The sequence below is a fragment of the Stappia sp. MMSF_3263 genome, assembly GCF_030733745.1.
Lineage (GTDB): Bacteria > Pseudomonadota > Alphaproteobacteria > Rhizobiales > Stappiaceae > Stappia.
Genome location: NZ_JASHIK010000026.1, coordinates 21797 through 47190, shown reverse-complemented (window position 1 = coordinate 47190; position 25394 = coordinate 21797). Strand labels below are relative to the sequence as shown.

Annotated in this window: 24 protein-coding genes; 11 read left to right on the top strand and 13 right to left on the bottom strand. The window is 66.3% G+C overall.

What is annotated here, in order from left to right; genetic code table 11:
- The 4 genes from RBB46_RS20885 to RBB46_RS20870 form a co-directional block, all read right to left on the bottom strand.
- Window positions 1-1320 (bottom strand): TRAP transporter large permease, encoded by a 1320-nt coding sequence (locus RBB46_RS20885; RefSeq protein ID WP_306030980.1) that lies wholly within the window; start codon window positions 1318-1320, stop codon window positions 1-3.
- A 12-nt stretch (window positions 1321-1332) separates the two neighbouring features.
- Window positions 1333-1836, bottom strand: a complete 504-nt coding sequence (locus tag RBB46_RS20880; RefSeq protein WP_306030979.1) for a TRAP transporter small permease — start codon at window positions 1834-1836, stop codon at window positions 1333-1335.
- Between the two features lie 7 nt (window positions 1837-1843).
- Entirely contained in the window at window positions 1844-2878 is a 1035-nt protein-coding gene (locus tag RBB46_RS20875; RefSeq protein ID WP_306030978.1) for a TRAP transporter substrate-binding protein, read from the bottom strand.
- A 160-nt stretch (window positions 2879-3038) separates the two neighbouring features.
- Window positions 3039-3668: a TetR/AcrR family transcriptional regulator gene (locus RBB46_RS20870; RefSeq protein WP_306030977.1), complete on the bottom strand. Its 630-nt coding sequence runs from the start codon at window positions 3666-3668 to the stop codon at window positions 3039-3041.
- Between the two features lie 142 nt (window positions 3669-3810).
- Here RBB46_RS20870 and RBB46_RS20865 point away from each other — a divergent pair, with 142 nt between their 5' ends.
- Entirely contained in the window at window positions 3811-4389 is a 579-nt protein-coding gene (locus tag RBB46_RS20865) for an NAD(P)H-dependent oxidoreductase (RefSeq protein WP_306030976.1), read from the top strand.
- Window positions 4390-4392: 3 nt separating this feature from the next.
- On the opposite strand, the gene RBB46_RS20860 is transcribed toward RBB46_RS20865, so the two are convergent.
- A complete protein-coding gene (locus tag RBB46_RS20860) occupies window positions 4393-4914 on the bottom strand; it encodes a GNAT family N-acetyltransferase (protein ID WP_306030975.1) in 522 nt (173 codons plus the stop codon).
- Window positions 4915-5494: 580 nt separating this feature from the next.
- Here RBB46_RS20860 and RBB46_RS20855 point away from each other — a divergent pair.
- Complete coding sequence (locus tag RBB46_RS20855) at window positions 5495-5893, top strand: DUF2794 domain-containing protein (protein ID WP_306030974.1); 399 nt, start codon at window positions 5495-5497, stop codon at window positions 5891-5893.
- 146 nt (window positions 5894-6039) lie between these two features.
- Here RBB46_RS20855 and RBB46_RS20850 read toward each other — a convergent pair whose 3' ends face one another.
- The 4 genes from RBB46_RS20850 to RBB46_RS20835 all read right to left on the bottom strand — a co-directional run bounded on the left by RBB46_RS20850 (window position 6040) and on the right by RBB46_RS20835 (window position 11362).
- Window positions 6040-6825 carry a Bax inhibitor-1/YccA family protein gene (locus tag RBB46_RS20850; RefSeq protein WP_306030973.1) on the bottom strand — a complete coding sequence of 262 codons (786 nt, stop codon included), beginning with the start codon at window positions 6823-6825 and terminating at the stop codon, window positions 6040-6042.
- 262 nt (window positions 6826-7087) lie between these two features.
- Window positions 7088-7867 (bottom strand): hypothetical protein, encoded by a 780-nt coding sequence (locus RBB46_RS20845; protein WP_306030972.1) that lies wholly within the window; start codon window positions 7865-7867, stop codon window positions 7088-7090.
- Window positions 7868-8060: 193 nt separating this feature from the next.
- Window positions 8061-10643 carry an ABC transporter permease gene (locus tag RBB46_RS20840; protein WP_306030971.1) on the bottom strand — a complete coding sequence of 861 codons (2583 nt, stop codon included), beginning with the start codon at window positions 10641-10643 and terminating at the stop codon, window positions 8061-8063.
- Between the two features lie 2 nt (window positions 10644-10645).
- On the bottom strand, window positions 10646-11362 hold the full coding sequence (locus tag RBB46_RS20835) for an ABC transporter ATP-binding protein (RefSeq protein ID WP_306030970.1): 717 nt from the start codon (window positions 11360-11362) through the stop codon (window positions 10646-10648).
- A 159-nt stretch (window positions 11363-11521) separates the two neighbouring features.
- Between RBB46_RS20835 and RBB46_RS20830 the strand changes: the two genes are divergently transcribed.
- The 4 genes from RBB46_RS20830 to ppa all read left to right on the top strand — a co-directional run bounded on the left by RBB46_RS20830 (window position 11522) and on the right by ppa (window position 14794).
- Entirely contained in the window at window positions 11522-12118 is a 597-nt protein-coding gene (locus tag RBB46_RS20830) for an arylesterase (RefSeq protein WP_306030983.1), read from the top strand.
- Between the two features lie 152 nt (window positions 12119-12270).
- Window positions 12271-13323: an aldo/keto reductase gene (locus tag RBB46_RS20825; protein ID WP_306030969.1), complete on the top strand. Its 1053-nt coding sequence runs from the start codon at window positions 12271-12273 to the stop codon at window positions 13321-13323.
- 182 nt (window positions 13324-13505) lie between these two features.
- Window positions 13506-14099 carry an RNA 2',3'-cyclic phosphodiesterase gene (thpR, locus tag RBB46_RS20820; RefSeq protein ID WP_306030968.1) on the top strand — a complete coding sequence of 198 codons (594 nt, stop codon included), beginning with the start codon at window positions 13506-13508 and terminating at the stop codon, window positions 14097-14099.
- A 158-nt stretch (window positions 14100-14257) separates the two neighbouring features.
- Window positions 14258-14794 carry an inorganic diphosphatase gene (gene ppa, locus RBB46_RS20815; RefSeq protein WP_306030967.1) on the top strand — a complete coding sequence of 179 codons (537 nt, stop codon included), beginning with the start codon at window positions 14258-14260 and terminating at the stop codon, window positions 14792-14794.
- Between the two features lie 78 nt (window positions 14795-14872).
- On the opposite strand, the gene RBB46_RS20810 is transcribed toward ppa, so the two are convergent.
- Window positions 14873-15646 (bottom strand): alpha/beta fold hydrolase, encoded by a 774-nt coding sequence (locus RBB46_RS20810; protein WP_306030966.1) that lies wholly within the window; start codon window positions 15644-15646, stop codon window positions 14873-14875.
- A 264-nt stretch (window positions 15647-15910) separates the two neighbouring features.
- Between RBB46_RS20810 and RBB46_RS20805 the strand changes: the two genes are divergently transcribed.
- Complete coding sequence (locus RBB46_RS20805) at window positions 15911-16837, top strand: sugar kinase (protein ID WP_306030965.1); 927 nt, start codon at window positions 15911-15913, stop codon at window positions 16835-16837.
- A 57-nt stretch (window positions 16838-16894) separates the two neighbouring features.
- Entirely contained in the window at window positions 16895-17524 is a 630-nt protein-coding gene (locus RBB46_RS20800; RefSeq protein ID WP_306030964.1) for a L,D-transpeptidase, read from the top strand.
- Between the two features lie 111 nt (window positions 17525-17635).
- Here the strand turns inward: RBB46_RS20800 and RBB46_RS20795 are convergent, their stop codons facing one another.
- From RBB46_RS20795 to secA, 3 genes are read right to left on the bottom strand one after another with little or no spacing between them, the layout of a single operon-like run.
- Entirely contained in the window at window positions 17636-18817 is a 1182-nt protein-coding gene (locus RBB46_RS20795; protein ID WP_306030963.1) for an adenylate/guanylate cyclase domain-containing protein, read from the bottom strand.
- Complete coding sequence (locus tag RBB46_RS20790; protein WP_306030962.1) at window positions 18795-19637, bottom strand: hypothetical protein; 843 nt, start codon at window positions 19635-19637, stop codon at window positions 18795-18797. Before RBB46_RS20790 ends, RBB46_RS20795 begins: the two co-directional genes overlap by 23 nt.
- Window positions 19621-22401: a preprotein translocase subunit SecA gene (secA, locus tag RBB46_RS20785; RefSeq protein ID WP_306030961.1), complete on the bottom strand. Its 2781-nt coding sequence runs from the start codon at window positions 22399-22401 to the stop codon at window positions 19621-19623. Before secA ends, RBB46_RS20790 begins: the two co-directional genes overlap by 17 nt.
- A 326-nt stretch (window positions 22402-22727) precedes the next feature.
- Here secA and RBB46_RS20780 point away from each other — a divergent pair, with 326 nt between their 5' ends.
- The 3 genes from RBB46_RS20780 (at window position 22728) to argJ (ending at window position 25392) form a co-directional block, all read left to right on the top strand.
- Entirely contained in the window at window positions 22728-23639 is a 912-nt protein-coding gene (locus RBB46_RS20780) for a peptidylprolyl isomerase (RefSeq protein WP_306030960.1), read from the top strand.
- Window positions 23640-23806: 167 nt separating this feature from the next.
- A complete protein-coding gene (locus RBB46_RS20775; protein ID WP_306030959.1) occupies window positions 23807-24085 on the top strand; it encodes a hypothetical protein in 279 nt (92 codons plus the stop codon).
- 74 nt (window positions 24086-24159) lie between these two features.
- Window positions 24160-25392, top strand: coding sequence for a bifunctional glutamate N-acetyltransferase/amino-acid acetyltransferase ArgJ (gene argJ / locus RBB46_RS20770; protein WP_306030958.1), 1233 nt, complete (start codon window positions 24160-24162; stop codon window positions 25390-25392).
- Window positions 25393-25394 lie beyond the last annotated feature (2 nt).

Genomic DNA, 25394 nt, shown 5'->3' with positions numbered 1-25394 from the left:
TCAGCGCATCGCCGTGACCAGCCAGAGCGAGATCCAGGGAACGGCGATCAGCAGCGCCAGGCGGAAGATGTCGGCGATCCAGAACGGGGTGACGCCCCTGAAGATCGTCGTCAGGCTGACGTCTTCCAGGACGCTCCTGAGGACGAAGACGTTGAGGCCGACGGGCGGGGTGATCAGGCTGATCTCGGTGACCACGACGACGACGATGGCGAACCAGATCAGCACCAGTTCCGGATCCGCGAGCATTCCTGAGCCGAAGTCGAGATTGCTGACCAGCGGATAGAAGACCGGCACGGTGAGCAGGATCATCGACAGGCTTTCCAGCACGCAGCCGAGCAGGATGTAGACCGCGACGATCGCCAGGATCACCAGCCAGGGGCTGACGTCCAGGCCGGTGACAGCCTCGGACAGGGCGTCCGGCAGGCCGGCGAAATTGACAAAGTTCGTGAAGATGTCGGCGCCGATGATCAGGGCGAAGATCATCGCGGTCGCCCGCGCGCTTTCGCCGATCGCCTCGAGCAGCGCCGACAGTTTCAACCGGCCGAACAGGGCCGAGATGGGGATCGCGGTGCCGGCGCCGATGCCGGCCGCCTCGGTCGGGGTGAAGAAGCCGCCATAGATGCCGACCATGATGATGGCGAAGAGCAGGGCAAGGGCGGCAACGCCAAGCCCGTCGCGCCGGGTCAGCGGTTCCAGGTCCGTCGCCGGCGGCGCGAGCCCGGGATTGCGCCAGACGGCGACCTGCACGGCGAGGAGGTAGAAGACGAGGCCGACAAGACCCGGCACGATGCCGGCGATGAACAGCTTGCCGATGTCGGATTCGGTCAACAGCCCGTAGATGATCAGGATGACGGAGGGCGGGATGAGGATGCCGAGCGTGCCGCCGGCGGCGATCGAGCCGGCGGCGAGGCTGTCGGCATAGCCGTAGCGGCGCATCGAGGGCATCGCCACCTTGGACATGGTGGCGGCGGTGGCGAGGGAGGAGCCGCAGACCGCGGAGAAGCCGCCGCAGGCGATCACCGAGGCCATGGCAAGGCCGCCGCGCATGCGTGCCGTTGCGTGGTTGGCGACTGCATAGAGGCCGTGGCTGACGCCGGAGCGGGCGAGCACGTTGCCCATGAAGATGAACAGCGGCACCACCGAGAGCGAATAGGCAAGGCCGGCATCGAAGACCAGCGTGCCGGTCATGGCAAGGCTGGCGTCGAGCCCGCGCATCAGGGCGAAGCCGGCGATGCCGACCAGCGCCATGGCGAAGGCAACCGGCATCTTGAGGAAGATCAGGACGAGCAGAACGGCGAAGCCGACAAGCGATTCCGTCATGGGGGGATCCGGTCAGGCGGCGGCTGGGCGCAGCGCGCGGGAAATGGCGAGCAGGCTTGCAAGGCCGCAGCCAATGGCGGCAAGGAAGGCGACGGGCGCGATCGGCAGCGCCAGGCTATCGCTGATTGCCCCGTCGCTCGCGAGCCGCAGGGCGTGTTCCCACAGCCGCCAGGCGAAGAGCGCAAGCACGCCGGCGGTCAGGAGCCCGGTGACGGGACGGGCCATGCGGGAAATGGCACCGCCCGCGACCGCGTCGATCAGGTCGACCTCGACATGCTCGCCGCGCCCGGTGGTGATCGGCAGGGCGAGGAAGACAAGGGCGGCGAGAAACAGTTCGGTCAGTTCATAGGCGCCGGACAGGGGCGCGTTGAACCAGTAGCGGGCGACGACGTCGATACAGGTGATGAATGTGAGGGCGAGAAGCAGCGCGCCGGCTCCCGCCGACAACGCCGTCTCGATCAGGCCCCACGCGGTCCGGCGCTGCGGCCGGACCGGTGCTTTCGGTTGCTCGGGCATCAGGGCGTCAGAAGGAAACGCCGGTCTGGGCCCGCAAGGCAGCGAGGGCGGCGGCCCCGTCGAAGCCCTGCGCCTTGACCGCCCCGGCCCATTCGGCCTCGTACTTTGCGGCCCGTTCCTTGATCGCGGCGAGCACCGCAGGATTGGCCTCGTGCACCTCGATCTTCGTCTCGGCGACGAGCGCCGCGCCGCCGGCATCGGCCGCGTCCCACACGGCGCCGGCCCGCTCGGCAAAGGCACCGCCCGACAGGGCCTCGATGGCCGCCTTGTCGGCGTCGGAGATGGCGTCCCACTTGGCCTGGTTGATGACCAGGAACCAGGAGGTGTTGTAGATGCCGCCGGGAACGGTCATCGAATGGGTCAGGTGATCGGCAAGGCGGAAGGCCTTGAGCGCCTCCATCGGGAAGGTGACGCCGTCGATGACGCCGCGCGACAGCTTCTCGTAGACCTCGCCCGGGCCCATGAACTGGGTGGTGACACCGAGATCCTGCATCAGGTCGGCGATGTAGCCGCCGGGCGTGCGCAGCTTCAGGCCGGAAAAGCCCTCCGGCGTCTCGATCTTGCGCTGGTTGTTGTGAACCATGCCGGGGCCATGAGCGAAGACGGAGAGCAGCTTGACGCCCTCATGCTCGCCGGCGGCGTCGAGCGAGCCGGCATAGACGTCCCAATAGGCCTTGGACACCGCCACGGCATTGTCGCCGAGGAAGGAGAACTGGCCGATGCGCGAACGCAGGAAACGGTCGTCGCGGGTGAAGGAATGCAGGCCGTAGGTGATGTCGGCGACACCGTCGCGCGCCATGTCGAAATGGGCCGGCGGCGCGCCGAGGGGCTTCGCCAGCACGCGCACCTTGACGCGGCCCTCGGTTGCCTTCTCGACATCGTCGGCCCAGGGCTTCATGGCGTTTTCGACAAGCGGATGCTTGGGCGGCAGCCAGGACGACATGACGAGCGTCGTCTCGGCGCGGGCCCCGGTGAGTCCGGCGGCGATGAGCAGGCCGAGGGCGGCAACCCCGAGCCCGATGGAACTGGTCCTGAAGTGCATTCCTGTCCTCCCTTGATCCGGACGTCCTGGCGCCTCGTTTTCCTGCGCCGGCATCCGTTCTGGTCTTTCGCACGCGGCCGGTGGCGTCTTCTCCCGGAAAGCCTCCTGAAGGTGACGGCAAACGGCCGATACGGTCCATATTAGTTTCACTTGCAACTTTTCAGGAAACACCATCTGCGTCAAGAGGGCGCGCGGTCGACAACCAGCGGGAGACGAGCCGGTCGAAGATGGCGGCTTGCTCCTCGGCCTGCGCAATGGCGCCGATGCTGAAGCCGACGATCATGTGGTAGAAAAAGGCCAGTATTCCCTGCGCGAGAAGCACGGGCTCGGCACCGGCGGCGAGGTGGCCGGCGCGCTGCAGCAAGGTGACCGCCTCGATGACAGCCTCCTCCAGACGGTAGCAGATGTCCAGGAACTGGCGGGTCCAAGGGGCGTCCTTGAGCGTCGACTGGACGAGATAGAGACGGGCGAACTCCGGGTCGGCGCGGTAGAGCGACAACCAGGGGTGCAACAGGCCGGCAAGGAAGTCGGCCGGATCGCCGGATGGCCCCTTGTCGATCGCCGCGCGCATCGCCTCCGCGAGCGCGTCGAGGCTGCCGATCCGCGCTGCGATCAGCAGGCTCGTCTTGTCGGTGAAGTGGGCAAAGACGGTTGCCTTGGCAACGCCGGCGCGCTCGGCCACGGCATCGACACTTGTCTCTTCGTAGCCGCGCGCGTCGAACAGGTCGCACGCCGCGGCGAGGATCTTGTCGCGGGTCTCGCGGGTACGCTTCTGCGGACGTCCGACCATCCCTGTCCTTTCCCTGGCGATGGGGTCGCACACGGCGTGAAGACGCCGCGCGAATTAATTATTGACCATGGTCAAAAAATGAGGCATCAAAAAATGACCGCGGTCAATTATGCATGGATACACTCGAACCCGGAGAGAGACAATGCCGAAACGCATTCTGGTTCTGGACGGACATCCCGGCCCCGACAGCCTGTGCGGAGCGCTGGCCGCCGCCTATGCCGATGGAGCCTGGCAGGCCGGCCACGACGTGAAGCTGCTGCGCCTGTGCGAAATGAGCTTCGATCCCGACATGGGCGCGGGCTTTGGTGTCGACAAGCCGCTGGAGCTGTGTCTTGCGGAAGTGCAGGAGAAGATCGCCTGGTGCGAGCACATGGTGATTGTCCACCCGATGTGGTGGGGCCTGATGCCGGCAAAGCTGAAGGGGCTTATCGACCGGGTGCTGCTGCCGGGCTTCGCCTTCAAGTACAAGGAGGGCCAGGCGCTGCCCGAACAGCTGCTTGCAGGGCGCACGGCCGAGGTGCTGGTGACGGCGGATTCGCCCCGCTGGTATCTCTACCTGGTCGAGCGGGTGCCGGGATACCGGGCGATGAAATCGCAGATCCTGGGGCTTTGCGGCTTCAAGGGCATCCGCTTCCGTACCTTCTCGCCGGTGCAGGGCTCGAGCGAGGAAACACGCAAGGGCTGGATCGCGCGGGTCGGCAGGCTCGGCAAGGCGGTGTGAGGCTCAGCCCGTGTCGTCGGCGAACCAGCCGAAGACGGTCAGTTCCAGCGATGTCTGGGCGATGCGTTCGCGGCTGGTCATCAGCACCTGACCGCCGCGCCTGAGATAGAAGCCGATGGCCGCGTCATTGTCCTTGAGCACGCGGATGGCGAGGCCGGAAAGGCGGGAGCGCTCAAGCGCGGCACGCGCGGCGTCGAACAGTTCCGCGCCGAAGCCCAGGCCCTGGTGGTCGGGGCGGATATAGAGTTCGTAGATCTCGCCCTCGAAGGGCAGTTCGCGCATCCGGCTGCGCCCGTAGGTGGCGTAGCCGGCGGCCACGCCGGCGACTTCCAGGATCTGTATGCGGACGCCGCGCGACAAGGCGGTGCGCCACCATTTCGGTCCGCGCCGGGAGATCATCCGCTCCAGCTCGAGACCGTCGATCACGCCCCGATAGGTCGATCGCCAGGCATCCTCGTGGATGATGGCGAGCGCTTCGGCATCGTCGTGGCGCGCGGGGCGCAGGGCAGTCAGGCCGAGACTCATGCGCCCATGATAGCGCCGATCGGCAAGGGACAAAAGGCAGCGAGACAGACGTGTCCCCGCCAGATGCGTGCGGCGGGGAAAAAGTGTCGCCTGGAAGGGGGGACGAAAGAACGGGATCCCTGAAACGGGAAAAGGGCCGGCATATAGCCGGCCCTTCCGGTTGCAGTGCCGATCCGCGAGGCGGATCCGGGAACTCTTGCGGCAAAACCCCGGGGGGCTGGGGGGCTGTTGCGTACCGAAGCCTTGCCGACAATCCCTGATGCAACGATGCCAATCTCGCGGTCCAAGATGGCGTCGTCGGGGCTGCATTGGGGCAAAACTATGAAATCGACAAGGAACCGGACAGAGGTCTGAAAAAGAAGGCGAACACAGCCCGGCCAGCCAGGTTTGACAGGCCCTGGACGCGGGCACCCGGCTGGCCCGGCGCGCATGGGCCCATGCGACGGCGGGAGACGGGACTGGGGCCTTGCCAAAGGCGGACCACGGAGACCATCATGACGACTGGATGACGGCGGCAGGCCGTGACGACGGGACCAGACGGCCCGAATCCCGATCCGGGCTCACCATGGCGGGAGGCGCAATGAGCGAGTTCGACGAAGAGGGATCCCGCTTCGGGGCCGGGCCGCAGGCCGTTGCCGACCCTGCCCCGCGAAGCTCCGCCGCACCGGCCCCCGCCAGTGCGATCGTCGCGTTCCACAGGCGCGAGCTCGACCAGATCCTGCGCGTCTACGGCTACAGGGTGGCGGCAGGAGAATGGCGCGATTACGCCATCGACCATCTCAAGGACAGGGCCGTCTTCTCGATCTTCCGGCGCAGTTCGGAAATGCCGCTGTTCCGCATCGAGAAGGTGCCGAAAAACGCCCGCCGCCAGGGCGCCTATGCGGTGCTCGGCACCGGCGGCATCATCCTGAAGCGCGGCGGCGATCTTGCCCAGGTGCTCAAGGTTTTCGAAAAGAAGCGTCACCTGAGCCTGGTGTGAACGGACCCGGTCCGACCCGGCTGCGGGAGCGTTTGAGGCTCGGCGCGGCTACGGCGGGCGGAAATGCAAAAGGGCGCGGGGTGATGTCCCCGCGCCCTTTGTCGTTGTTGCGTACCGTTTCCGGCCTGCGCCAGCCGCGGCCGCGATTACTCGCGGTTGCCGAACAGCTGCAGCAGCATCAGGAAGAGGTTGATGAAGTCCAGATAGAGGCGCAGGGCGCCCATGATCGACTTCTTCGCGGAGACCTCCGAGCTGTCGCCGGCGTGGTACATCTGCTTGATCTGCTGGGTGTCGTAGGCGGTCAGGCCGGCGAAGACCAGCACGCCGATCACCGAGATGGCGAACTGCAGCGCCGAGGAGGCGAGGAACAGGTTCACCAGCGAGGCGATGATGATGCCGATCAGGCCCATGAACAGGAACGAACCCCAGCCCGACAGGTCCTTCTTCGTCGTGTAGCCGTAAAGGCTCAGTGCGCCGAAGGAGGCGGCGGTGATGAAGAACACCCGCGCGATCGAGCCGCCCGTGTAGACCAGGAAGATCGAGGACAGCGACAGGCCCATCAGGGCTGCAAATGCCCAGAAGGTGATCTGCGCCGTGGAGGCGCTCATCGACTGGACCTTGAAGCTGAGGAAGAACACCATGGCGAGGGGGGCGAGCATCACCACCCACTTCAGCGGGCTGCCATAGAGCATGTAGCCGAGCTGGGTCAGCATCGTGCCGTTGCCGAGCGTCGCCACGGCCTGGGCAGAATCCTGCGTGGTGGCGAAATAGGCGGTCGCCAGCGCGAGCACGCCGGTGATGGCAAGGCCGAACGCCATGTAGTTGTAGACGCCCAGCATGTAGGCGCGCAGGCCCTCGTCATAGACGCCGGCCTGTGCTTGCGCGCCGGCCGCAGCGTACCTGGTGTTGGAATTGCGGTCGAAGGTCGACATCGAAATCCTCTCTATGCTTGAAACATATGCCCTTTCGGGCGGTCCCCGGCCATCGGATGCAGGCGATCGACGCGCGATCGATGGTCTCCGAGACCCTTGCGTGCCGCGCAAATGGCCCCTCATCAGGCCAGCTTGCGCACACATCCCTCCGAATATGGGCGCAAGCCATGCCCGGAACAAGATGCAATCGGTTCCGGGCACATTACCGTTCTGTCATTTTTTCGCGGAGGTTAATCCTCCTGAGGGTGCCCGGGGCGAGGCCCTACTTCATCGCCTTCAGGCGCGAGGCAATCTGCCGGTCGCAGGTGCCGCCCGGCCAGCGGACGATTTCCTCGCGGGCGAAGTCGAGGATCTCCTTCTTCGGATCACCCATGGTGGCGATGTCGACACCGGGCTTGAACCACTGCACGACGGCGTAGTCGCCGCCGGCATCGGTGAGGAAGGCGATCGGCTGGCCGTTCTCGACAATGCCGAGACGGCCGACCCGCACCGGGGACACATCGACGCTGCGCGACTGGCCGTCAATGGTGAGCTTGGTCTTCGACAGGCGCAGGCGCTTGAAGGAGGAGGCCGTCGTGCCGGTCCAGGAGCCGAAGAGGCGCTCGCCCTTGTTCTCCACCGACAGGCAGGAGTTCTTGTAGTTGGGGATCGAGAGGCGGTTGGACGTGTGCTCGACCGGCTCCTTGCCCTTCTCGAACGTGGTGAACTTCATCTCGTGGTCGCCGGTGCGATAGACGCGGACCTGGACCGGGGCATAGGTGCTTTCGCCCATGTTGCGGACGAGGAAGTCGAACTGGTTCTGGTCGTTGGTGCCGGCGCGGCGGTAGAGCCAGCGCTTGGGCAGCCCGTCCTCGAAGATCAGCCAGTCGCTGACGACGAGGCCACGCGCGCCGGTCGGCTCGTTGACCTGCCAGACGCCGGTGTGGAAGGGCGATTCCGCCCGGGCGACGGTCGCGCTAAGTGCCAGCGTGGCGGCGAGCAGGGCGGCACAGGCGGTGCGCAGCCGTGTCTTCGGCGCGCGGTGGAATGCGGGTCTGGTCATGCTGGTGTCCCCCGAAATGGCACTGCCACCCCGGAACGCAGGGCGGCCAAACGTCGGCGAGACTAGCGTGATATGCGCGTATTGAAACCCCCGGGGCGACATGGCTGGGGAGAAACATGCCACCGCCGGGGCGCGATGGCCGGTTCCGCAACGGCGCCGGCAAGGCCGCTCAGGCAAATTCGCGCGGCGCCGATCACAGGTTGCGCAGCACGGGCGCGGGCTTGCGGCCGAGAACCTGCCAGGTGCCGATGAGGCCGAAGCCGACGGTGAGCACCAGGGCGGCGAGCGCCGCGCCGATCGCTGTTGCCGGCAGGAAGGTGAAACTCGCGTCCATGATCTCGACCAGCACGAAGGAGGCGGCGAGCGTGCCGGCGATCACGGCGAAGGTGGCCGTGACGAGGCCGAGCATCGCGTATTCCAGGGCGAAGCTCTTGATCAGCCGGGCCCGGGTCGCCCCCAGCGTCTTGAGGATCACCGCGTCGTAGACCCGGTGGCGATGACCGGCGGCAAGCGCGCCGCCCAGCACCAGCACCGAGGCAACGAGCGTCACCGACGCCGCGGCGCGGATCGCCCAGGCCAGTTGTTCGACCAGGCTGTTGACCTGCTCGATGGCGTCCTTGACGCGCACCGCGGTCACCGTCGGGAACTGTGCCGACAGGGTCTTCAGCAGGGCGAACTCCCGCGCGTCGCTGCCGCCATCGGAATAGGCGAGGGTGCGCAGATGGGTGTGCGGCGCGCCGGCGAAGGTGTTGGGCGAGAACACCATGACGAAGTTGATGGCGAGCGATTCCCACTCCACGCGGCGGAAGTTGGCGATCGTCGCGGTCAGTTCGCGGCCAAGCACATTGACGGTGATCGTGTCGCCGAGCTTCAGGCCGAGGTCGCTGGCGGCATCGGCCTCGAAGGAGACGAGCGGCGTGCCGGAATGGTCCTCGTCCCACCAGGCGCCTTCGGTCAGGACCGCATTGTCCGGCTTGGTCGCCGCATAGGTGATGCCGCGATCGCCGCGCAGGACCCAGGCGCCGCCCTCCGAGGCGACGATCTGGTCGCTGGGCACGCCGTTGACGGCACTGATGCGGCCGCGCAGCATCGGCGCGCCGTCGATCCTCGCGCCGGGTGCCTCTCGGGCAAGCAGGGCATCGAAGGCCTCGCGCTCGCCCTGTTGCACGTCGAGGAAGAAGAAGCTCGGCGCTTCCGCGGTGATCGTGGTGGCAAGTTCGCGGCGCAGGTTGCCGTCGATCAGGGCGAGGGCAACGAGCAGCGACAGGCCGAGGCCGAGGGAGAGCACGACGGAAGGGGTCAGTGCGCCCGGCCGATGGATGTTGGCGAGCGCCAGTCTCAGTTCCGCACCGCGCGGGGCCGGCAGGCGCCGGGCAACGGACATGATGAGACGGGCGATCAGCATCAGGAGCAGGAAAACGAGGATGGTGGCGCCGACATAGGTCAGCGAGATCCTGAGGTCGCCGGACAGCACCACCGCGAGGCCGGCAAGGGCCGAGACGGCGACCAGGGTCGCCAGCACGTAGCGCAGGCGCGGGATGCGTCTTGCGGCCGAAACATCATCGCGAAACAGCAGGCTTGGCGCCACGTCATGGGCCCGCCCCAGCGGCCAGAGCGCGAAGGCGAGCGCGGTGAGCCCGCCATAGACGACGCCAAGGCCCAGTTCCGCCGGATAGATCGCGGCGACCGCGTTGACGGGAATGACTGCGGCAAGGAAGCTCGCGGCGGCGAAGGGGATCGCCATGCCGAGCACAAGGCCGGCGGCGATGCCGAGGCCGGCGAGAAAGAGGATCTGGAACAGATAGACGCGGAAGACGAAATCGCCATCGGCGCCGAGACAGCGGAAGGTGGCAATGACCGGGCGCTTCGCGTCGAGATAGGCGCGCACGGCATTGGCGACGCCGACACCGCCGACGACCAGCGCCGTGAGGCCGACCAGCGTCAGGAACTGGGCGAGCCGGCCGATATTGCGTTGCAGGCCGGGGGCGGCGTTGGCGCGGGACTGGATCCGCCAGCCGGCCAGCGGAAAGCGTTCGTTGGCCTGGCTTTCGATCCCCTCGATATCCGTCGCGGTGGTGCCGGCGGGCAGGCGCAGGCGGTAGATCCAGCGCACGAGGCTGCCCGGCTGGACCAGCTGGCTTGCCGCCAGGCCGGCATCGGAGACAATCATTCGCGGGCCGAAATTAATGCCGTCGCTCAACCGGTCCGGTTCGGCGACGATGGTGTCGGCGATGCGTATCGTGGCGCGGCCAAGGCTGATCGTGTCGCCCTTTTCCAGGCCGAGACGCACCAGGAGTTCGGGCTCGACGACGGCGCCGTGAAAGCCGTCCCTGGGGGCAAGCGCGTCTTCCAGCGCTTTGCCCTCCTCAAGGCGCATCTCCCCGTAGAGCGGGAAGGCGCTGTCGACGGCCTTCAGTTCGACAAGCGTCTGCTCGCCGCTCTCCGCCACCCGCGCCATGGCGCGCAGCGTGGCGATGCGCGACACCTCGCCGGTCTCGCGAAGCCAGGCCAGTTCGGCGTCATCGGCGGTGCGGTGGATGAGGCGGAAGGACATGTCGCCGCCCAGGATGGTCGTGCCCTCGGCGGAAATACCCTCGACCAGCGCCCGCGAAACCGAGGCGACGCCGGAGATCGCGGCGACGCCGAGCGCGATGCAGGCGATGAAGATGTAGAAGCCCTTCAGCCCGCCGCGCATCTCGCGCAGCGCGAAACGCAGGGCAAGGGAAAGCGGAAGGCGCGGGCCGCGGGCGGCCGACGCGGGATGGACGCCGTGCATGCTCACGCCTCCCCGAGGGCGGGGGTAGCTTCCAGCGTCTCGATCCGGCCGGAGCGAACGCGAATCGTTTCGTCGCAGCGCCGTGCCAGAGCGGCGTCATGGGTGACCATGACGAGCGTCATGCCCCGCTCGCGGGTGGCGGAGAACATCAGTTCGACGATCTGAGCGCCGGTGGTCTCGTCGAGATTGCCGGTCGGCTCGTCGGCAAGCAGCACCGGCGGTTTGGTCACCAGCGCCCGGGCGATGGCGACGCGCTGCTGCTCGCCGCCCGACATCTGCGCGGGATAGTGGTCGACGCGGTCGGCAAGCCCGACGGCGGCGAGTTCCTCGCGAGCCGCCTCGAAGGCGCCGGGGATACCGGCAAGCTCCAGCGGCACCGCAACATTTTCCAGCGCTGTCATGTTCGGGATCAGATGAAATGACTGGAAGACGATGCCGATGGAGCGGCCGCGAAAGCGGGCGAGCGCGTCCTCCGACATGCCGGTCAGTTCGGCGCCGCCGACCGTGACGCTGCCCTTGTCGGCGCGTTCCAGGCCGGCCATCACCATCAGCAGCGTCGATTTGCCGGACCCGGACGGGCCGATGATGCCGACGGTGCGGCCGGAGGAGATTCCAAGGTCGACGCCTTTGAGGATGTGCACGCGTCCCGCGTCACGGCCGAGACTGAGATGGACGCCCGAAAGGGAAATCAGGGGCGCCAAGGCTGTTCGGTCGGTCATGCGGTGCCTATATGAACGGGTCGATGTCGATGGAAATCCGGCGTCTGGCAGCCTTGCAGGCCAAAGGCGATATGGGAAGTGACAGGGACCGCGTCCAGAGGATCAGCCGTGGTGATACGTTTGGTTACAGTTTTTCTCGCTCTTGCGGCGGCGACATCGCTGGCGCCGGCGTCTCCCGCGGTGGCGGAACCGCTGCGCATCGTGGCGCTGGGCGACAGCCTGAGCGCGGGCTACCAGCTGCCGGTGGCGGCCGCCTTTCCCGTGCAGCTCGAGGCGGCGCTGACGGAGCGCGGACACGAGGTCGAGGTCGTCAATGCCGGAGTTTCCGGCGACACCACGTCGGGGGGCCTTGCGCGTCTCGACTGGTCGGTCGGCGAGGATGCGGATGCGGTGATCGTCGAGCTGGGCGCCAATGACGCGCTGCGCGGACTGCCGGTCGCCTCGGCGCGGAGCAACCTGGAGGCCATTGTTTCCCGCCTGCGCGAGCGCGGGCTGCCGGTGCTGGTGGCGGGCATGCGCGCGCCGCGCAACCTGGGCCCCGACTATGTCGAGGCCTTCGATGCCATGTTCGGCGAAATTGCCGAAACCCATGACGCGCTGCTCTATCCCTATTTCCTGGAAGGCATTCCGATGTCGGCCGAGACCGTGCTGCCCGACGGCATCCACCCCACGGCCAAGGGCGTCGCCATCATCGTCGAGGGCATCCTGCCCCGGGTGGAGGAACTGATCGCGCAGGCACGCGCCGCGAAAGGCTGAACCGGCGGCGCGCCAATTTCGCGCCACCTGCCTGTCTTTTCGTCACTTGCGACGCGGAGCGGGCGAGGTGGTTGACGGACGCGCCGGTTGCCGCCAAGTTCGCCACCACCTCCATATTTCTGACAGTCCAGAACCAGCAAGAAAGATCCGCCATGGAACAGCGCCGTCTCGGACGCACGGACATCTTTGTCTCAAGCCTTTCGCTTGGCACCATGACCTTCGGCGAGCAGAACACCGAGGCCGAGGGGCATGCCCAGCTCGACCTCGCGCTCGAGCGGGGCATCAATCTCTTCGACGCGGCCGAGCTCTATCCGATCCCGCCGAAGGCGGAGACGCAGGGGCGCACCGAGGAGATCATCGGCACCTGGATGAAGGCGCGCGGCAACCGCGACAAGGTCGTGCTGGCGACGAAGGTCGTCGGCCGCTCGGAGAACACCTGGTTCCGCGATGGCGGCGTCCCGGCGAAGCTGACGCGCGCCCATGTCGAGGAGGCGGTGAACAAGAACCTGAAGCGGCTCGGCACTGACTATATCGACCTCTATCAGTTGCACTGGCCGGACCGGAACGTATCGGGCTTCGGCTCCAATCCGACGATCTGGACAGACCCGGCCCCTTGCGACGACGAGACGCCGATCGAGGAAACGCTGGCGGCGCTCGGCGACCTGGTCAAGGCCGGCAAGATCCGACAGGTGGGCCTGTCCAACGAAAGCGCCTGGGGCACGATGCGGTTTCTTGCCGTGGCCGAGAAGATGGGCCTGCCGCGCGTGGTCTCGATCCAGAACGCCTACAGCCTCGTCAACCGCACCTTCGAGACGGCGCTCGCCGAGATCGCCCACCGGGAACAGGTCGGCCTGCTTGCCTATTCGGCGCTGGCGCAGGGCTATCTCACCGGCAAGTATCGCGATGGCGTGCTTCCCGCCGGTGCCCGCAAGACGCTGTTCGACCGGTTGCAGCGCTACGAAAAGCCGGGCGCGGAACCGGCGATCAACGCCTATCTGGATCTGGCGGACGAACTCGGCCTGTCGTCGTCGCAGCTGGCGATCGCCTTCGCCCTGTCGCGTCCGTTCATGACCTCGGTGATCCTTGGGGCGACCTCGCTCGCCCAGCTCGAGCATGACCTGGGCGCGCTCGAGGTGACCATCACGGAGGAGATCGAGGGGCGCATCAACACGCTCTTCCAGCATCACGGCAGCCCCTGCCCGTAAGGACCCCCGGGGAAACGAATCAGCCGGCGGACATGACGTTCGCCCGGCCGGACCGTGCGCGGCCCGCCGATGACGGAGACATAGCGGAACGCGCTGGGAAACCAGCGCGTTTCGTTTTCGCTTGCAGTGCAGCGGAAAAGGCTTCCTGATACCGGATATCGGCGACAGCGGAGGGTTCAACCATGCCTCGACTGTTCACCGGGCTTGAGATACCGGCCCAGACCGGTCTCACGCTCTCCTTCCTACGCGGCGGCCTGCGCGGCGCCCGCTGGATCGACACCGAGAATTACCACATCACCTTGCGCTTCATCGGGGACATCGACGACCGCATGGCCGACGAGGTGGCCGATGCGCTCGACCGCATTCGCCGCGATCCGGTCGAGATCCGGCTCAACGGGCTCGGGTCCTTCGGCAATGGCAAGCCGCATGCGGTCTGGGCCAGGGTCGAACCCAACCCGGCGCTGATGGAGCTGCAGGCCGAGCAGGAGCGCATCCTGCAGCGGCTGCGCCTGCCGGCGGAACGGCGCAAATACATGCCGCATGTGACACTGGCGCGGTGCCGCTCCTCGTCCAACCAGGACGTGGCGCGCTGGCTTGCCGAGCGCGGGGACTTCCAGGCTCCGCCCTTCACGGCGGCCCGCTTCGTGCTGTTCTCGTCGAGGGCAAGCATCGGTGGCGGCCCCTATCTGGTCGAGGAAGCCTATCCGCTCGGCCGTTTTGGCGGCGGGATGGACAGCGCCCGCGACACGGCGCGTCTTGCCGAGCTCTACCGCTGAGGCCGGGACGTCCCGAACCCCGAGCGGCGGGGTCTCGCGCGGCCGATCCGTAGTCCGCGCGATGCCTCGGCATTAAGTTGCACTGCACAAATTCCGGCTTGCCTTTGGCTCTGGTGCTTGCGATACAGCCGCCAACGACCAATCGAGGAGCCTAATTCATGCGTATCGACGCCGTTCCGATCGGGAAAAACCCGCCTGAAGACATCAATGTGATCGTCGAGGTCTCCGTTGGCGGCGAGCCGATCAAGTACGAGATGGATAAGGACGCGGGGGCGATGTATGTCGACCGCTTCCTTTACACGCCGATGCGCTATCCCGGGAACTACGGCTTCGTGCCGCATACCCTGTGCGGCGACGGCGACCCGGTCGACGTCATCGTCGCCAACCAGCGGCCGATCGTGCCGGGCGCGATCATGAACTGCCGGCCGATCGGCGTGCTGTTCATGGAAGACGAGGCGGGCATGGACGAGAAGCTGATCGCGGTGCCGTCCGCGAAGCTGACGCGCCGCTACGAGAACGTTGCCCATTACGAGGACCTGCCGGACATCACGATCCAGCAGATCAAGCACTTCTTCGAGCACTACAAGGACCTGGAGCCGGGCAAGTGGGTGAAGATCACCGGCTTTGGCGGGCCGGACGAGGCCAAGCGCATCATCCTGGAATCGATCGAGCGGGCCAAGGGCGCAAAGGCCTGAGCCAGTCACGGGCGAACGTGGTCAAGGGGGCCGCATCCTGAAGAGGGATGCGGCCTTTTTCGTGCCGGGACGGGAGCGTCAGGCGCCTGCCTGCTCGCGCAGGATGCGGGCAATCGCGCCGGGGGCCTCCAGGTGCGGCATGTGGCCGACCCCCTCCAGCAGATGCAGGGCGAAGGCGCCGGGCACGGCTTGCGTCTGCGAAACCGGCAGGACACGGTCCTGGCGCCCCCAGACAAGGCGCACCGGCAGGCCGAGTGTGGCGATCTCGTCCAGCGGCAGGGTCTGCTGCCGGGGGCCGTCGAGCAGGCTTTCGACGATCTCGACCAGGGTTTCGCAGACGCCGGGCCGGGCGCGCGCTTCCGCCGACTGCCGGATCACGAGGCGCGGCAGCGAGAAGGAAAAGCCGAAAAACTGCTCCAGCAGGGGTTCCAGCGTCTCCGCGTCGCGTGCCGCCGCATAGCGGCGCAGAAGCTTGTGGTTGATCTCCGGCCCGAAGCCGCCGGGCGCGAGCAGGGTCAGACTGGCGAGCTGCTCGGGCTGTTTCAGCGCCATGATCGCGGCCGCCGCCCCGCCCATGGAATGCCCCACCAGATGCACGCGCTCCAGTTCCAGCGCTTCCAGCGAAGCGGCGACGGCGCGCGCGGCAACGCCCGCGCCCCCGATGCGCGGCCAGTCGAGCGCCCGGCCATGGCCGGGGAGGTCGAAGGAAATGACGCGGCGGCTCGCGGCAAGGTCGTCCTGGAGACGGGCGAAGCCGCGCGCGTCGCCGCCGAAACCGTGCAGCAGGACGAAGGGCGGGGCATCGCCTGCGCCGCTTTCGGTGAAGGGCAGGATCTGGGCAGAGGCGGACATGGTTCTGGCTCCGGTCTGGTTCCGGTGTGAGGTCGCCCTTTCTGGCACGGGCGGGCGCGACAGGCGAGACCGGGCGATGCCGAAAATCGCTTCCTCCGTCATTGTTCACCAGGACTTGCCATCCTGCCCCGTCCGATGCCGGACCCAGCCGCTCCCGGGGCTGTCTTGACAAGCGCGGTGCCGGCATCGCAAGAGATTTAAATCGATTGAAATCGGCGGGATCCCACGACCGCAGGAAGACAGAGACGGAGCGTTTGGAAAGAGATGGATATTCTGTGCCTTGGCGAGCCGATGATCGAGTTCAACCAGTCGGCGCCGGGGGGAGCCTATCTGCAGGGCTTTGGTGGAGACACGTCGAACGCGGCGGTGGCTGCCGCGCGCCAGGGAGCCGCGGCCGGCTATGTCGGGGCGACGGGCGCGGATGTGTTCGGCGACCTGTTTCATGACCTGTGGGCGCGTGAAGGGGTCGATGATGCCGGTGTCCTGCGCATGGCGCAGGCCCCGACCGGGATCTACTTCGTCACGCACGGGCCCGAGGGGCATGTCTTTTCCTACCGCCGCAGCGGCTCGGCGGCGAGCCTCATGCGACCCGATGACCTGCCGTTCGAGTTGCTGCGCGAGACCCGCGTGCTGCACGTTTCGGCGATAAGCCAGGCGATCTCTGAAAGTGCCTGCGACACGGTCTTCGCGGCGATCGAGGAGGTGCGCGAGGCAGGCGGACTGATCTCCTACGACACCAACCTGCGGCTGGCGCTGTGGCCGTTGCCGCGTGCCCGGGCGGTGGTCGAGGCGACCGCCGCGATGGCGGACATCCTCTTGCCGGGCCTTGACGATGCGCGGCTGCTTACCGGGCTGGAAACGGCGGAGGAGATCGCAGCTCACTATCACGCGCTCGGCGCGAAGCGGGTGGCGCTGACGCTGGGCGCGGAGGGTGTGCACTATTCGGGCCCGGAAGGCCGTGAGCGGATCGCGTCGCACAAGGTGGAGGCGGTCGATGCGACGGGGGCGGGCGACGCCTTCGACGGGGCGTTCCTGGCGGAGTTCCTGAGGAGCGGCGACGGGCTGGCCGCGGCGCATCACGCCAACGCGGCGGCGGCGCTCGCGGTGTGCGGCTACGGGGCTGTTGCGCCGTTGCCACATCGTGCCGACGTCCTTGCGTTTCTCGCCAAACAGGAGCGGCGCGGCGCGTGAGCCGCGTGTAAGCTCGCCGCCGGTTGTTACGGTCGCGATCGGCGACGAGGAGACATCATGCGGATATTTGCGGGAATGGCCGGCATCGCGCTGGCGGGGGCGCTGGCGGGAATGCTGGCGGTGGCCTCGATGGCCGGCGCGGCGCAGGCCCAGACCGAGCGCTACTACGACCCGGTGACCCGGAGCTGGCAGACCTACCGGATCACGCCGGAGGCGGCCGGCAAGATCGTGCGCGAGAAGTACAAGCGCACCGAGGTGCGCTACCGCACCGACCGGAAGCCGGGCTCGATCGTCGTCGATACGGGCGACCGCTATCTCTATTACGTGCTGCCGGGCGGGCGCGCGGTGCGCTACGGCATCGGCGTCGGCCGCGAGGGCTTTTCCTGGGCCGGCACCGAGAAGGTGACGCGCAAGGCCAAGTGGCCGGGCTGGACGCCGCCGAAGGAAATGATCATCCGCGAACGCAAGAACGGCCGCAACCTGCCGTCCTACATGCCGGGCGGACCGAAGAATCCGATGGGTGCGCGGGCGCTCTATCTGGGGCACACGGAATACCGCATCCACGGCACCAACGAGGACTGGTCGATCGGCCGGGCGGTGTCCTCCGGCTGCATCCGCATGCTCAACGAGGATGTCGAGGATCTCTACAACCGCGTCACGATCGGGGCGCAGGTGACGGTGCTTTGACAAGGGCCTGATGCCCGGCCGCCGTGGCCGGGCAGGTTTCCCGTCACGGATGATATTGGCGAGAAGGGCGCGCGCGGCACCGCGACGCGCCCTTTCCGCGTCCGGCGGCCGTCAAAGCGGCGCGTGCAGTTCCACCTCCTCGCCGAAGCCGGCGAGATGAAAGCGACCGATGCTGGCAAAGTCGCGCGGGGCGGCGGCGGCGATCTCGGCGGTGACGAGAAGCGGCCGGCCGAGCTGCTTGGTCATTGCCTCGATGCGGGCGGCGGCGTTGACCGTGCGGCCGATGACGGAAAAGGTCAGTCGCGCGGGCACGCCGATATTGCCGAACATCACCTGGCCGGAGGACAGCGCTATGCCGCAGTTGAGCGGATGCACGGTGATCCGCTGTGCCTCGCGCAGGCGCAGGAGAACGGCGTCGGCGGCTTCCAGCGCCCGGCAGGCGGCAGGTGCGACCCCGTCCGCACCGATCGGGAAGACGGCGAGCACCGCGTCGCCGATGAAGTCGAGTACCTCGCCGCCGCTCGCCATCACGGCACCGGCGGTCGCCTCGAAATAGGCGTTCAGATGCGCCATGTAGGCGTCCGGCTCCAGCCGGTCGGCGAGCGCCGTGGAGCCGCGCAGGTCGGAGTAGAAAATCACCGCGTCTAGGGTCTCGCCGTCGCCATGCCGGATGCGCCCGGCGAGCACCTGCCCTCCGGCGCGCGCGCCCAGATAGGTCTCGGCCAGGGTGCGGGCGATGCGCGTCTGGATCGTCGCCCGGCAGGCCAGCGCCAGGCGCAGCTGCAGATAGTCGAGACCTTCCACCGTCTGGTCGGAGAAGCCGTCGGGCTCCCTGGTCGCCCAGGTGACGAGCATGCCGGAGCGGCCGAAATCCGTGACGGTCGGCAGGTCGAACGGGGTGGAGAGGATCAGATAGTCGGTGTAGCCCTCGTCCTTGAGGCTTGTCAGGAGCGGGTACTCGAAAACGGCGTTGCCGCCCGACAGGCGGCGGCGCAGGCGCGGTTCGCGTGCCTCCAGAACGGCGCGGATCGGACTCTGCAGCCAGTCTTCGGTTTCTTCCTCGTCATGCCGGTACTGGGAGATCTCGGCCGCATGGCCGGCGCGCCAGAAGGCCGATTCGGCCTCGACCAGCGGGTGCAGGGTCGCCCATGTGAGCATCCCGCGCTCGACCGGCATTCCGGCCGCGGCCAGACGTTCGCAGAAGCCGGCGAACATCTCTCCGATATCCGGCTGGCCGAGCGCCTCGCGGATCAGCCAGTCCTCGATGTCTTCAAGAGCAGCGTTTGTTTTCATCGGAGAGTGAGTAGACCTCTGTTAAAGTCTTGTCATCTTCAATTCTATATACTATTCCATCGACGGCATTGTGTCTTCGCAAGAATTTTATATAATCAAGAAGTGCAGGAAAGTCGTGAACTGCCTCTTTTAGAATAGATTCGGAAAATTTATTCTCGATCCTAATCAAGGAACTTTCAGATGGAAATTTAGTGGAGAGATAAATTTCATATAGAGAGCCTTCATGGATCGGTAGGCCACCTAATTCCATAGACGTAAACCCAAGCCCACCGTATCGATTTCCCTCCGCTGAAAGCTCCGCATAGGCTCGGAACATATCTCCTGTTCTGCCACCAAGATATCTAGACGGATTATTGTTTTTTCGGTCAATACCTACTTTTTCTCTTATTGTTAGAGAATACCTGAGCAGTAATGCTAGATATACGGGTGCATATTCAGTTTTTAAGTTTCGATCTATTATTTCTCTTGTATTTTTCAAAATGCGAGCTGCATTCAAGTAATTTCCTCTGTTTTGGCCGAGGTCGATTATGTTTATTGCCTCGATGAAGCTTTTCTCGACCAGTTCGACATGATCGGATGAATATTTTTGTTCTGATGTCTTGATATATATGAATAGAGCGGAAAGGGCTGCGGATACGCCGCCCAATGACGCGGAGGCTGTTAGAAAATCAGAATTACTTCCTAAAATTCCGATTACCATAAATATAAATGCAGAAATAATAGATGTAATTATAATATAAGGAAAAACCCAGCGATGGACATACGTCGGAAACACGATTGACCTCGCTGGGTTTTGTAAATTCCTAAGCCAAGCTGCCATGGCAGTGCTTGTACTTCTTGCCGGAGCCGCAGGGACAGGCCTCGTTGCGGCCGACCTTGCCCCATGTCGACGGGTTCGCCGGATCGCGCGGGGCGCCGGGCGCCGGCGCCTGTGCCACCGTGTCGAACTCGTTCTCGCCGGTCATCGGATCGAGATGCTGGGCATGCATGGGCGGCAGCTCGTCATCGCCCGGCAGGCTCGGCGGCTGCTCCTGGACCAGCTCCACGCGCATGAGTTGGGCGGTCGTTGCCTGGCGCAGGTTGGCGAGCATGCTCTCGAACAGGGTGAAGGCCTCGGTCTTGTATTCCTGCAGCGGGTCGCGCTGGGCGTAGCCGCGGAAGCCGATCACCGAACGCAGGTGGTCGAGATTGGCGAGATGCTCGCGCCACAGGTGGTCGAGCGTCTGCAGCAGAACGGCCTTTTCGACCTGGCGCATGATGTCGGGCGTGTACTGGCCGACCTTGCGCGCCATCGCCTCGTCGGCGGCCGTCTTCAGCCGCTCGATGACCTCCTCGTCGGCGATGCCTTCCTCCGCGGCCCATTCGACGACGGGCAGGTCAAGGTTGAGAAGCCGGCGGACCTCCGTCTGGAGCCCTTCGGTGTCCCACTGTTCGGGATAGGCCTTCTCGGGAATGTGGCGAGCGACAAGATCCTCGATCACGTCATGGCGCATGTCGGTGACGGTCTCGGCCACCGCCTCGCCATCCATCAGGTCGATGCGCTGGTCGAAGACGACCTTGCGCTGGTCGTTCATGACGTCGTCGAACTTGAGCAGGTTCTTGCGGATGTCGAAGTTGCGCGCCTCGACCTTCTGCTGCGCCTTGGCAAGGGCCCGGTTGATCCAGGGGTGGACGATCGCCTCGCCTTCCTGGAGCCCGAGCTTCTGCAGCATGCCGTCCATGCGGTCGGAGCCGAAGATGCGCATCAGGTCGTCCTGCAGGGACAGGAAGAACTTGGAATGGCCGGGGTCGCCCTGGCGGCCTGAACGGCCACGCAGCTGGTTGTCGATGCGCCGGCTCTCGTGACGCTCGGTGCCGATCACGTAAAGGCCGCCGGCGGCGAGGGCCTGCTGCTTGCGCTCCTCGACCTCGGCGCGGATCGTCGCCTCGCGGCTGCTGCGCTCGTCGCCCTCGGCCATCTCGGCAAGTTCGTGGTCGATGCGCATCTCGGCATTGCCGCCGAGCTGGATATCGGTGCCGCGGCCGGCCATGTTGGTGGCGATGGTGACGGCGCCGGGAAGGCCCGCCTGCGAGATGATCGAGGCTTCCTGCTCGTGGTAGCGGGCGTTGAGCACCGCGAAGATCTTTTCCTTCTTCGTGCCCTTGGCGGTGAACAGCGGCATGAAGGCATCGGGATCGGAGACGTCGACCTGCCGGTAGCCGGCCTTTTTCAGGCTGGCGGCGAGCAGCTCGGACTTCTCGATCGAGGTGGTGCCGACCAGGACCGGCTGGCCGCGCTCGAAACAGTCGCCGATCAGCTCGATGATGGCGTTGTATTTCTCCTCGACGGTCCGGTAGACCTCGTCGTCGTCATCGACGCGGCGAACGGCGACGTTGGTCGGGATCTCGACCACGTCGAGGCCGTAGATATTGGCGAATTCCTCGGCCTCGGTCTGGGCGGTGCCGGTCATGCCGGCGAGCTTGTTATAGAGGCGGAAGTAGTTCTGGAAGGTGATCGAGGCGAGCGTCTGGTTCTCGGGCTGGATCGCGACCTTTTCCTTGGCCTCGAGCGCCTGATGCAGGCCTTCCGAATAGCGCCGGCCCGGCATCATGCGGCCGGTGAACTCGTCGATGATCACGACTTCCCGGTTGCGGACGATGTAGTCCTTGTCGCGCTGGAACAGCTTGTGCGCCTTCAGCGCCTGCTGCAGGTGGTGGACGACCGCGACGTTCTCCACGTCGTAGAGATTGTCGCCCTTGAGCAGTTCCGCCTCGCGCAGCAGGGTTTCCAGCTTCTCGTTGCCGGCCTCGGTGAAGGTCGCCGAGCGCTGCTTCTCGTCGAGCTCGAAGTCCTCGTCCGAAAGGGCGGGAATGAAGGCGTCGACCGTGTTGTAGAACTCGCTGCGGTCCTCCAGCGGGCCGGAGATGATCAGCGGGGTGCGCGCCTCGTCGACGAGAATGGAGTCCACCTCGTCGACGATCGCGAAATTGTGCCCGCGCTGCACCATCGAGCCGCGCTCGTATTTCATGTTGTCGCGCAGGTAGTCGAAACCGAACTCGTTGTTGGTGCCGTAGGTCACGTCGGCGGCGTAGGCGGCCTTGCGCTCCTCGTCGGTCAGACCGTGCACGATGACGCCGACCGTAAGGCCGAGGAAACGGTAGATGCGGCCCATCCATTCGGCATCGCGCGAGGCCAGGTAGTCGTTGACCGTAACGACATGGACGCCCTTGCCGGCGAGCGCGTTGAGATAGACCGGCAGGGTGGCGACCAGCGTCTTGCCCTCACCGGTGCGCATCTCCGAAATCTGCCCGGCATTGAGCACCATGCCGCCGATCAGCTGGACGTCGTAGTGACGCTGGCCGAGGACGCGGCGGGCCGCCTCGCGGACGGTGGCGAAGGCCGGTTCCAGCAGGCTGTCGAGCTTGGCGCCGTCGGCGAGCTGCTTGCGGAACACGTCGGTGCGGGCGCGAAGGTCCGCATCGCTCAGGGCGCGAAGCTCGTCCTCAAGCGCGTTGATGGCCACGACGCGGCCCCGCAACTGCTTGATGAGGCGGTCATTGGCGGAACCGAAGAGCTTCTTGGCGAGTGCGCCGAGGCCGGCCATGTGGCGGTCCTTATTCTTGATACAGGTCGCGTCGGCGCTTGGTTGCCGGCTGCAACCCGGGGATCGGATTGACGGTACAGACATGCGCGAGCCTCAGAACCGCCGCATTGGGGGGCGAGACGAACGCACGCTCGACTGGGGTTGTCCGGCCTTTCAAGGAGGACGTTCGACAGATAAGAGGGGGTCCGGAGGTTGTCAACGCCGCGCGACTGGCACACATCCCGGCTGCCGCCCCGTAATCGGGCCTGTTGCCGCAAGTGAGGACGGAGCCGCGGGCGCGGGAGAGACGCCCGGCCGGAGCAAACACAAGATCACAAGGAAAGAGCATGACACGCAATTTTGCCGCGACGGTGCGTCGCGCAGCGCTTGCCGCGACGATCGCCGGCAGCTTTGTCGGGACGGCCGCGCTTGCCCAGGAGCAGGCAACGGATCCGGCCGGCGTCGTCGCCAAGGTCGGCGAGGACACGGTGACGGAGGCGGACATCGCCTTTGCCTCGCAGGATTTTTCCGAGCAGCTGTCGCAGGTACCGCCGACGCAGTGGCGCAAGGTGCTCACCGACGTCGTCGTCGACATGAAAGTGCTGGCCAATGCTGCCGAGGCCGCCGGCATCGCCGATGAGGACGGGTTCAAGCGCCAGGTCGAGTTCCTCACCATGCGGGCGCTGCGCAATGCCTATCTTGCCCGGGAAATCGAAGGCAAGGTGAGCGAAGAAGCCGTGCAGGCCGCCTATGACAAGGAGTTCGCCGACTATGCCGGCGAGGAGGAGCGCAAGGCGAGCCATATCCTGCTGAAGAGCAAGGAAGAGGCGGAGGCCGTGATCGCCGAACTCGACGGCGGCCGCGATTTCGCCGAGCTGGCCAAGGAGAAGTCGACCGGGCCTTCCGGCCCTAATGGCGGGGACCTCGGCTATTTCACCCGTGGGCGCATGGTTCCGGAATTCGAGAAGGCGGCCTTCGAGCTCGAGGTCGGCAAGCACTCCTCCGAGCCGGTCGAGACCCAGTTCGGCTGGCACGTGATCAAGATCGAGGACGCCCGCAAGCAGCCCGCCCCGGACCTTGCCGACGTGCGCGACCGGCTGCGCCAGCAGCTGCTGCGCGCCCGTTATTCCGAGGTGCTGGAGGAGCTGAAGGCCAAGACGACGATCGAGGTGACGGCAACCGAGGCGCCGGCGGCCGAGGGCGAAACGCCGGCCACCGGTGACGAGGCATCCGGCGAGGCGCCGAAGAAGGCCGACTGATCCGGCTTTCGGCGCTCAGGCAGGCGCTGCCGGCCCGGCAGGGAGCTGTCGCCAGCCATCGACGAACAATCGGACGGCCGCCCCCAGGGCGGCCGTTTCACTGTCCGGTCCATTGTCCGTTTCATTTGCGTTCGCCGGCCTTGTCCAATCCTTTCAGGAGCCTTGCCATGTCCGCTGCAACAGCCTCGTCCCCGGCAGCCGCGCCCGATGCGCGGCCGGTGCTGTCACGCCCGCGCTTTGCCTTGCTGGTCTTTGCCGGCGTCTACCCCCTCGTGACCCTGTTGCTCTATGCCATCGTGCCGCTGACTGCGGGCTGGGCGCTCTGGCAGCAGACGCTGGTTCTCGTTCCGATCATCGTCGTTGCGATGGTGTGGGGGCTTATTCCCTTCCTGCATCGCCGGTTCGCCGGCTTCCTGCATCCGGCGCGAGACCGCGCCGGACGATAGGGCTTGCGCCTCGGGCATCGATCGGGCAAGGCTCGCGACAGTCTCTTTATGCCCGCATTTCAAGGGAGTGCCCGATGTCCACGGCCGTCTCGCCGCTCGCCCCGAAGTCCTATCCCGAGTTACCGCAGGTTGGCGGCGTCCGCTTTGCCACCGCCTCGGCCGGCATCAAGTACAAGGGGCGCACGGACGTGTTTCTGGCGCTCATGGACGGGGGCGCGGAGGTCGCCGGCGTCTTCACCCGTTCGCGCTGCCCCTCGGCGGCCGTCGACTGGTGCCGGGCCAACCTGGCCGGCGGCACTGCGCGGGCGCTGCTCGTCAACTCCGGAAATGCCAATGCCTTCACCGGCCGCAAGGGGCGGGAGGCGACCGAACTTTCGGCGCGCTACGTGTCAGACGCGCTCGGCTGCGCGCCGGGCGAGGTATTTCTCGCCTCGACAGGGGTGATCGGCGAGCCGCTCAAGGCGGAAAAATTCGCCGGCGTGGTCGACGATCTGGCGCGGGACGCGGTGGCCGGCGACTGGCAGGCGGCGGCGAAGGCGATCATGACCACCGACACCTTCCCCAAGGCGGTGTCGCGGAGCGTCGACCTCGGCGGCACGCCGGTGGTTCTGAACGGCATCGCCAAGGGCGCGGGGATGATCGCGCCCGACATGGCGACGATGCTGTCCTTCCTGTTCACCGACGCGCCGATCGCGGCCTCCGTGCTGCAGGAGCTCCTGTCGGCCACGGTCGGCGACACGTTCAACGCGATCACCATCGACGGCGACACGTCGACCTCCGACACGGTGCTGCTGTTTGCCACCGGCAAGGCCGGCGGGGCGCGAATCGAACATGCCGACGACCCGCGGCTGGGGCCGTTCCGCGCGGCCCTTGCGGAGGTGATGCGGGATCTTGCTCACTGGATCGTCAAGGACGGGGAGGGCGCGCGCAAGTTCGTCGGGATCACCGTCACGGGAGCGGAAACCGACGCCTCGGCGCGGCGGATCGCGTTCTCGATCGCCAACTCGCCGCTGGTGAAGACGGCGATCGCCGGCGAGGACGCCAATTGGGGCCGCATCGTCATGGCCGTTGGCAAGGCTGGCGAGCCGGCCGACCGCGACCGGCTGGCGATCTGGTTTGGCGACGTGCGGGTGGCGGTCGATGGCGAGCGCGATCCCGATTATTCGGAAGAGGCCGCCTCGGCGGTGATGCGTCGGGAGGAAATCGCTGTTCGCGTCGATCTCGGCCTGGGGCAGGGCCGCTCGACCGTGTGGACCTGCGACCTGACCAAGGAATATGTGGCCATCAATGGCGATTACCGGTCCTGACG

Bases quoted from the DNA above. Each gene is read 5' to 3' on its own strand.
- RBB46_RS20885 (WP_306030980.1), bottom strand. From the start codon at position 1,320: ATGACGGAATCGCTTGTCGGCTTCGCCGTTCTGCTCGTCCTGATCTTC.
- RBB46_RS20880 (WP_306030979.1), bottom strand. From the start codon at position 1,836: ATGCCCGAGCAACCGAAAGCACCGGTCCGGCCGCAGCGCCGGACCGCG.
- RBB46_RS20875 (WP_306030978.1), bottom strand. From the start codon at position 2,878: ATGCACTTCAGGACCAGTTCCATCGGGCTCGGGGTTGCCGCCCTCGGC.
- RBB46_RS20870 (WP_306030977.1), bottom strand. From the start codon at position 3,668: ATGGTCGGACGTCCGCAGAAGCGTACCCGCGAGACCCGCGACAAGATC.
- RBB46_RS20865 (WP_306030976.1), top strand. From the start codon at position 3,811: ATGCCGAAACGCATTCTGGTTCTGGACGGACATCCCGGCCCCGACAGC.
- RBB46_RS20860 (WP_306030975.1), bottom strand. From the start codon at position 4,914: ATGAGTCTCGGCCTGACTGCCCTGCGCCCCGCGCGCCACGACGATGCC.
- RBB46_RS20855 (WP_306030974.1), top strand. From the start codon at position 5,495: ATGAGCGAGTTCGACGAAGAGGGATCCCGCTTCGGGGCCGGGCCGCAG.
- RBB46_RS20850 (WP_306030973.1), bottom strand. From the start codon at position 6,825: ATGTCGACCTTCGACCGCAATTCCAACACCAGGTACGCTGCGGCCGGC.
- RBB46_RS20845 (WP_306030972.1), bottom strand. From the start codon at position 7,867: ATGACCAGACCCGCATTCCACCGCGCGCCGAAGACACGGCTGCGCACC.
- RBB46_RS20840 (WP_306030971.1), bottom strand. From the start codon at position 10,643: ATGCACGGCGTCCATCCCGCGTCGGCCGCCCGCGGCCCGCGCCTTCCG.
- RBB46_RS20835 (WP_306030970.1), bottom strand. From the start codon at position 11,362: ATGACCGACCGAACAGCCTTGGCGCCCCTGATTTCCCTTTCGGGCGTC.
- RBB46_RS20825 (WP_306030969.1), top strand. From the start codon at position 12,271: ATGGAACAGCGCCGTCTCGGACGCACGGACATCTTTGTCTCAAGCCTT.
- thpR (WP_306030968.1), top strand. From the start codon at position 13,506: ATGCCTCGACTGTTCACCGGGCTTGAGATACCGGCCCAGACCGGTCTC.
- ppa (WP_306030967.1), top strand. From the start codon at position 14,258: ATGCGTATCGACGCCGTTCCGATCGGGAAAAACCCGCCTGAAGACATC.
- RBB46_RS20810 (WP_306030966.1), bottom strand. From the start codon at position 15,646: ATGTCCGCCTCTGCCCAGATCCTGCCCTTCACCGAAAGCGGCGCAGGC.
- RBB46_RS20805 (WP_306030965.1), top strand. From the start codon at position 15,911: ATGGATATTCTGTGCCTTGGCGAGCCGATGATCGAGTTCAACCAGTCG.
- RBB46_RS20800 (WP_306030964.1), top strand. From the start codon at position 16,895: ATGCGGATATTTGCGGGAATGGCCGGCATCGCGCTGGCGGGGGCGCTG.
- RBB46_RS20795 (WP_306030963.1), bottom strand. From the start codon at position 18,817: ATGAAAACAAACGCTGCTCTTGAAGACATCGAGGACTGGCTGATCCGC.
- RBB46_RS20790 (WP_306030962.1), bottom strand. From the start codon at position 19,637: ATGGCAGCTTGGCTTAGGAATTTACAAAACCCAGCGAGGTCAATCGTG.
- secA (WP_306030961.1), bottom strand. From the start codon at position 22,401: ATGGCCGGCCTCGGCGCACTCGCCAAGAAGCTCTTCGGTTCCGCCAAT.
- RBB46_RS20780 (WP_306030960.1), top strand. From the start codon at position 22,728: ATGACACGCAATTTTGCCGCGACGGTGCGTCGCGCAGCGCTTGCCGCG.
- RBB46_RS20775 (WP_306030959.1), top strand. From the start codon at position 23,807: ATGTCCGCTGCAACAGCCTCGTCCCCGGCAGCCGCGCCCGATGCGCGG.
- argJ (WP_306030958.1), top strand. From the start codon at position 24,160: ATGTCCACGGCCGTCTCGCCGCTCGCCCCGAAGTCCTATCCCGAGTTA.